Origin of the sequence: Bacillus sp. JJ1764 (assembly GCF_036962145.1) — a bacterium.
Lineage (GTDB): Bacteria > Bacillota > Bacilli > Bacillales > Cytobacillaceae > Neobacillus.
In genome coordinates, this window is the sequence record NZ_JBALNY010000213.1 from 1 (window position 1) to 6,825 (window position 6,825).

The 6,825-nt window shown below is 35.4% G+C and carries 8 protein-coding genes and 1 pseudogene; 8 read left to right on the forward strand and 1 reads right to left on the reverse strand.

Features of this window, described 5'->3' with window-relative positions:
- The first annotated feature begins 309 nt into the window (after positions 1–309).
- Positions 310–930 carry a histidine phosphatase family protein gene (locus V7083_RS22205; protein WP_335482172.1) on the forward strand — a complete coding sequence of 207 codons (621 nt, stop codon included), beginning with the start codon at positions 310–312 and terminating at the stop codon, positions 928–930.
- Between the two features lie 93 nt (positions 931–1,023).
- Positions 1,024–1,509 (forward strand): hypothetical protein, encoded by a 486-nt coding sequence (locus V7083_RS22210; protein WP_335482174.1) that lies wholly within the window; start codon positions 1,024–1,026, stop codon positions 1,507–1,509.
- A 146-nt stretch (positions 1,510–1,655) separates the two neighbouring features.
- Here V7083_RS22210 and V7083_RS22215 read toward each other — a convergent pair whose 3' ends face one another.
- Positions 1,656–1,823, reverse strand: a complete 168-nt coding sequence (locus V7083_RS22215; RefSeq protein WP_335482176.1) for a hypothetical protein — start codon at positions 1,821–1,823, stop codon at positions 1,656–1,658.
- A 534-nt stretch (positions 1,824–2,357) separates the two neighbouring features.
- Between V7083_RS22215 and V7083_RS22220 the strand changes: the two genes are divergently transcribed.
- The 6 genes and pseudogenes from V7083_RS22220 (at position 2,358) to V7083_RS22250 (ending at position 6,474) form a co-directional block, all read left to right on the forward strand.
- Positions 2,358–3,080 carry an amino acid ABC transporter ATP-binding protein gene (locus V7083_RS22220; RefSeq protein WP_335482189.1) on the forward strand — a complete coding sequence of 241 codons (723 nt, stop codon included), beginning with the start codon at positions 2,358–2,360 and terminating at the stop codon, positions 3,078–3,080.
- 18 nt (positions 3,081–3,098) lie between these two features.
- Positions 3,099–3,878, forward strand: coding sequence for an ABC transporter substrate-binding protein (locus V7083_RS22225; RefSeq protein WP_335482178.1), 780 nt, complete (start codon positions 3,099–3,101; stop codon positions 3,876–3,878).
- A gap of 71 nt (positions 3,879–3,949) precedes the next feature.
- Positions 3,950–4,591, forward strand: a complete 642-nt coding sequence (locus tag V7083_RS22230) for an amino acid ABC transporter permease (RefSeq protein ID WP_335482192.1) — start codon at positions 3,950–3,952, stop codon at positions 4,589–4,591.
- 442 nt (positions 4,592–5,033) lie between these two features.
- A pseudogene (locus V7083_RS23870) lies at positions 5,034–5,793 on the forward strand (hypothetical protein).
- A gap of 109 nt (positions 5,794–5,902) precedes the next feature.
- Positions 5,903–6,217 carry a hypothetical protein gene (locus tag V7083_RS22245; protein WP_335482184.1) on the forward strand — a complete coding sequence of 105 codons (315 nt, stop codon included), beginning with the start codon at positions 5,903–5,905 and terminating at the stop codon, positions 6,215–6,217.
- Complete coding sequence (locus V7083_RS22250) at positions 6,214–6,474, forward strand: hypothetical protein (protein ID WP_335482186.1); 261 nt, start codon at positions 6,214–6,216, stop codon at positions 6,472–6,474. The genes V7083_RS22245 and V7083_RS22250 overlap by 4 nt, the downstream gene beginning before the upstream one ends.
- The last annotated feature ends 351 nt before the right edge of the window (positions 6,475–6,825 follow it).

The window sequence follows — 6,825 nt, forward strand, 5'->3', positions numbered from 1 at the left end:
AGGGATATTGATTTGTTAGTAAGGGATTGTAATAAGAAACCTTCGTTACTAAGGCAGTTAGACTTGTTTACCGATAGGATAGCAACTTACCCTCAATCCGAAAAATGAGCAATGAAATTAATAAGAAAATCGGGTGTGTTGCCGCGGCGGGCCTTTTTTTGTTTTGGTAAGCAGAGGAGTTTAGTCAATCAAGAAATATAAAATAAAGGAAAACACACGATTTATGTCGAAAGTATTGTTTACCCTTAGTATCGATTATTAAATACATACAGTTAGAAAATTAATTTTTATTAATGGAGAGGTAGAGGTATGCTGAAAATTTATTTAACGCGACATGGTGAAACTCTTTGGAATACTGAAAAACGTTTACAAGGATGGAAGGATTCGGAGCTTACAGAAAAAGGCGTAAATAGTGCACTAAAATTAGGTGACCGTTTATGTAATACAGAATTTAATGCAATCTATACGAGTCCTAGTCAAAGGGCATTTCAAACCGCAAAATATATTGCTGGGGAGAGGAATATACCAATTTTCATGGAAGAGAACTTAAAAGAATTATATTTTGGAGCCTGGGAAGGGAGAAATGAGGCAGACATAGAACAAAATTATAAAAATGAGTATTATAATTTTTGGAATCTCCCTCACTTATACAATCATAAACCGCATCAAGGAGAGAGTTTAACAGATTTAAAAAAGAGAGTAGTAGAATCTGTTAATAGGATCATTTCTGATAACCCTGATGGAAATGTATTAATCGTATCACACGCAGTTGCTATTAAGACCATTATTTCTTATGTCATGAATAAGTCTACTGAAAATTTATGGGACCCTCCATTTATTTATGGTACAAGTCTCTCTATATTTAATTGGGATGGAGAAAAAATGGAGGTTCAAATGTTAGGAGATACGTCTCATTTAGCAACTTGTTAAATTCATTCGTAAAATTGTCCATGATTTTGTTTATTCAAATATGGATAAAGTTAAATATATAAATTTTTAATGAATGAAGGAGAAAACTAAAATTTGTTAGGAAACTACGGTGGAAGCTTAATTGAGTATTCCAATTTGTTTTTAGTTATTTGTCCAAGGTGTGATCATTGTGCGAGAGTTTTTACTCCAATCAACGCAAAAGGAAAAGAAGAATTTTGTTATTTAGGACATGAATCAAAAAGCTTACTGTGCAGTCACTGTGGACTCACAAAGGATATTCATCCTAAAAGAAACTGGGAAAATTTATGGATATACTATCATGATTTATTTGATGAAAAACAAGGTGTTGATTGGTACTTTGGTTTACCATTATTTCTTCAAAAGGAATGCTGTGGCCATAATCTTTGGTTTTTTAATCTAGAACATCTTCTACATGTAGAGGATTATGTAAGGAAACGTATAAGACCATTTGGATCTTATTATTTGAGTGTTGAGGCAAGATTGCCAAAATGGGTTAAACTTGCGAAAAATAGAGATGAAATTCTTAGTACTATCGAAAAACTTAAACAAAAAATCTAAGATCTATTATGGTCCAGATTCCATTTTTTCTACTGTTAATCTTAACAAATGATTATTGAATTTCAGAAGGAAGCTGCTGTTTACAGCGCAAACTAGACAGCAGCTAACAATCAACGTAGCAACTTGAGGAGCATAAGACTGATTACTCAGGGAAATCTTCCGATAGAGTTCAGTCTTGCCAATGCTCTATTAAGCGCATGTTCAATTTTATCTTCTAAGTTCTGCCGAAGCCAAAGAGTTTGAGCTAGTGAAACCAGGGCACCAAGGATTGAGATAATTAAAATTTCAAAAAGGACATTATTTCTAGTTCTCATATGTGCAACAACCCTTTACGGTATTTATTTACAATTTTCCTCATTATTAGGGGGGATATGTAAAAAAGGTATAGCTAGAATCCAATTCATGCTCGAAAATCCTTAATATCAAAACATATGCTATCTCAAGAATTATAACGCTAAGGTTCCTTTGTTTTGAGGATCATTTACATACCTCCTTATCTAGTTGCTTTGATCATTTTTTTAGTACTTCTGCAAAAATGTGAACGAATTAATGGTGATGAAGCGTTCTCCCCCAATAACTAAAATTTCAACTGTTGCACCGGCAACTTTCCTCATAAACATCCCATATTTATAAAGATAATTATAATCTTCTTTACTTTTTTATCTCCTACAGTCAGTTTAGTAACCAAATTCTATTTTTTTAGATCTAATAAATATCTTTAATTCATAAATCAATGGGTTTTCCATTACCATTGTCGTTTTAATTAACGAAACATTCAGAAAAGAGAAGATTATAATAATGATAACAACATTCATAGAATAGAATAATGGTAAAGGGGGTGAAAAAACCTGATTACAATCAAGAACCTGGTAAAATCGTTCGGCCAACATGTAGTTTTAAACGGAATCAATCTTTCCGTTGCGGAAAAAGAGGTTGTCGTCATCATTGGTGCCAGTGGTTCTGGGAAAAGTACACTGCTTCGCTGTCTTAATTTTCTTGAGATGTTCAATCAGGGTGAAATTTTCTTAATGGGAGAAAAAATTGATCCGACTAAAACAAATTTAAATAAAATCCGAGAAGAAGTCGGAATGGTTTTTCAACATTTCAATCTTTTTCCCCATAAAAATGTACTGGAAAATGTCATGGAAGCGCCTGTATATGTAAGAAAATTGGACAAGTCTTTGGCTAAGGAAAGAGCGTTAAAAATGCTTGAAAAGGTCGGATTAAGCGATAAGGCCGCTGCCTATCCAAAGAGTCTTTCCGGCGGTCAAAAGCAACGGGTCGCTATCGCCCGTGCCCTTGCGATGGAACCTCGAATCATTCTTTTCGATGAACCGACTTCAGCTCTCGATCCGGAACTGGTTGGAGAGGTTCTTATGGTCATGAAGCAGCTGGCAAAGGAAGGGATGACCATGATGGTGGTTACTCATGAAATGGGCTTTGCACGAGAAGTGGCGGACCGGGTGGTATTTATGGGTGATGGAGTGATTTTAGAAGAGGGTCCACCGGAAGCATTTTTCAAGAACCCCCAAAATGAAAAAACAAAACAATTTTTAAACAGTATTCTTTAAAAAAGAAGGAGTTTTGTCATGAGAAACCGCTGGTTCACTGGATTATTAGTGTTTTTGATATTGATTCCGCTACTGCTTACTGCCTGTAGTACGTCTGAAAAAAGCAGCGGTACGGAACAGAAGGAATTTCTCTATGCGATGAGCGGTCTCTACAAACCGTTTAATTTTAAAGAAAATGGCAAATTGCAAGGTTTTGATGTGGAAATTGGAGAGGCGCTGGCAAAAAAAATGGGGATGAAGCCGGTTCCGGTCACTAATCCATGGGAGACATTAATTCAGGGATTACAGGCGAAAAAGTATGATGCGATTCTCGCGAGCATGACGGTTACCGAGGAAAGAAAGAAATCGGTCCAATTCACCCATACGTATTATCGTTCAGGTGCACAAATTTTCGTGGCGGAAAACAACCAGGATATTAAATCGGCTGCGGATTTAAAGGGAAAGAAGATTGGTGTTGTGAAGGCCAGTACCTATAAAGATTTGGCTCTGCAGAACACGGATAAGAATCAAGTAGTTGAGTATGACAGTGACATTACTGCGCTCATGGACTTGCCGACTGGAAGGCTGGATGCGGTCATTACCGATCAAATGATCGGACTACCGATTATTAAAGCGGGTGCCATCAAAATTAAGGATGTAGGTAAAACCCTCTCCCAGGATGACCAGGCGATTGCGGTTCGAAAGGAAGACAAGGAATTGTTGGACAAATTAAATAAGGCGCTTGATGAAATTATTAAAGATGGAACCTATGAAAAAATCAGCAATAAATGGTTCGGTCGCAGTATTTTAGGTGAGTGATAGGGTTTTTAGTTTTTTAGGGCGACTTACAAAAAAGAGGAAAGAGGGTGAGGTTCATCGTAAATATTTTTATGGATACCTATGAAATATTTATCTTTGCGGCGCTTCTCACCTTGAGGCTAACCATCACATCATTGCTGATCGGATGTATCATAGGACTTGTCATCTCTTTTTTCAGAATCTCAAGCAACAAATGGCTGAATAAGGCTGCATTGGTCTATATTGGTTTGATTCGCGGGACTCCTTTAATCGTGCAAATTGCGATTCTGTATTTCGGAATTGCCTCCATTGTTACTCTATCCCAGTTCTGGGCAGGAGCATTGGCACTGGCGATACATAGTGGAGCCTATATCGCAGAAATTTTCCGAGGTTCCATACAGGCGATTGACCAGGGACAAATGGAGGCAGCAAGATCACTTGGTATGTCCTATACACTGGCTATGCGGCGAATAATATTGCCCCAGGCATTAAAGTTGTCAATCCCGCCGCTTGGCAACCAATTTATAATCGGCTTAAAAGATTCCTCACTGGTTGCTTATGTTGGCATGTCTGATTTGTGGGGCTCAGGGTTAACAGAGGCCTCTTCCAACTATCAGCAGTTGGATACCTATATTGTGGTAGGGTTATACTATCTGGTCCTTGTCATGTTATTTTCCTATATACTTCGTAAATTAGAACGGCGTTTGGATGTAGATTCAAAAATAGCTTCTTAAAATATAAATGCTTAGTTCTATTTGAAAATGGCTTACCCCTTCATCATTCATATGAAAAAACAAATGAAGTTTTAATGTAAAAGTGTTACAAAATAGAAGCCTAATCCACTATATTATGAGTAATTTTCTAACCTTTGGTGAGATTGCGTCAACGTTAATGAAGTGTAATTCAATTTGGAGGGTGTTTCCAAGTATAATTCCTTTGGAGCACCCTCTTGCATTTATAAAATCGATAAATAATTTAACCTGCTAAAAAAACCGAGGATTGCCATTTTTATTGGTAAATTTTCCTCAGCAAAATCGGAGTACAGGTAAGAACAAATGATTTTTAAATAACGGCTAAATTATATGGTAAAATATACGCAGGAAATAATTGTAATAAGGTTTGTTTTATTACCTATTACTTTAATAAATTTCAAGTAGTTAAAGGCAGGGAGTAAATATGAAATTGGTCCTTAGCAGAAAAGGGTTTGATTCCGGTAGTGGAGGCTGCTTATCTCCTTATAATCACGACACAGGTCAATACATATGGTTTCCAATACCAGAAAAGGTTAATAGTTATTCAAATCAGATTAGATATTCAGATATAGCAATTAAAAATGAATATCTTAGCGGATTAAAAGGATCTAGCCTGAGTGAAGTTTATAAAAGTTTTAAAGGAACAGACCGTGTTAAGGTACGGAGAAATGAGTATGCTCCCATTAACGATCATGAATTATTTGCACACTTTGACCCAATGCTAGGTATTCCTCCTTGGATGGAAGAGAATGAAAACTGTATAGTTGGGAAAGCGTTTGGCCAATTTAATGCTGCACCTCAATTAGGCAATCACAATGTCAATGAAGGGTCTATTTTTTGGTGGTTTTCAGTCAACAGTAAATAGAAAAATATCAGGACATTATATTTATGGTTGGTTAAAAGTAAAGAAGAGAATAGAAACCTATAAGGAATGTAAAGAAATTCTTGAACAATACAATCTCCATCATCATCCTCACAACACTGAAGCTGCTTTTAAAAGAAACCAGAAAAACTATATTTTTATACCTGACCAGTGGTTATTCGAGGATTTAAATATCCCCGGCTGCGGTTATTTTACTTCGTTAAACGATGATCTATTACTTTCTGCCAGTAAGGAATCTAGTAAAGCTACTTGGAAACTGCCAGATTTCTTCTACAAAAAATTTAACACAGGTACACCATAAGACATGGGAAAACTCACAAAATGGATTTTGTACTGTAAAGACGGGGATTGGGCAAGAGTTTGTTACACAACTATCAGAAAACGGAGAAGAATGGTTAAGGGAGCTATTCTTGAAAAATAAAAATAATATCTATAGTCATGAACTACCTACTGTAAGGGGTGAAGAATTGAGCTTTGAAGAATATTTAATACAGAAGCATATTCTAAAAAAAGGTGAAGGAAAGTTAAAGCCTATATCTGTAAATCAATATATGAATAGATTAGAAAGTATGCGTCGCCTTGGTATATATAACGAAGAAAATCAGATTGATTCTACTCTGGTTAGAAAAATCCAAGAGCAGTATAAAGATTGGAAAACATACGAAAAAACGATTGTGCATTACCTAAATTATAAAGCTATTAAACTCAATAGGGTGATGAAATGATTGAAATGATTTGGAAAAGAATTGTGGATAATGAAGGGGAGATTTTCAAACAAATCCGTGGAAAAGAATTTTCCTACCAAGTGTTTGGGAATGCAATTAGCCTTAGTACAACAAACCATCAAGTACCAAAAAGCCAATTTGAAAAAGCATTAAAATTTGTTCCCTTGGTGAATACAACAGAAATACAACATTTAAGAGCACCATCATATATTTTTGCGATTTTAATGGATCAACGGATAAAGCAAAACAACTGGTGATGAAGATAGTCACAATTATTATCTACTAGATAACAAGGATATAAGTTTGTAGAAATTAATGAAATAACTTTTGCAGATATCAAAGAAAGACGACATATAGAAAATGGAATAGTAAATGTTCTGAGATTTTGGGTAAAGATTTTTAAATAATTGTACAAGAGTATGATAAGTTCGAAGTAAATGAAAGACTGGATTTACTAGCTCTAAAAAGAGATAGTAATGTAATTATTTCCTAAGACTTTTAATTCGGGACGTGCACTATTATTACGTTATTAACTGTGAATTGTTCTTACACTATTTTTAATTCTAACAATTAAGCGAAACAGGGGAATATGATGTTAGGGACCATAC

Bases quoted from the DNA above. Each gene is read 5' to 3' on its own strand.
- V7083_RS22225 (WP_335482178.1), top strand. From the start codon at position 3,099: ATGAGAAACCGCTGGTTCACTGGATTATTAGTGTTTTTGATATTGATT.
- V7083_RS22215 (WP_335482176.1), bottom strand. From the start codon at position 1,823: ATGAGAACTAGAAATAATGTCCTTTTTGAAATTTTAATTATCTCAATC.
- V7083_RS22230 (WP_335482192.1), top strand. From the start codon at position 3,950: ATGGATACCTATGAAATATTTATCTTTGCGGCGCTTCTCACCTTGAGG.
- V7083_RS22250 (WP_335482186.1), top strand. From the start codon at position 6,214: ATGATTGAAATGATTTGGAAAAGAATTGTGGATAATGAAGGGGAGATT.
- V7083_RS22205 (WP_335482172.1), top strand. From the start codon at position 310: ATGCTGAAAATTTATTTAACGCGACATGGTGAAACTCTTTGGAATACT.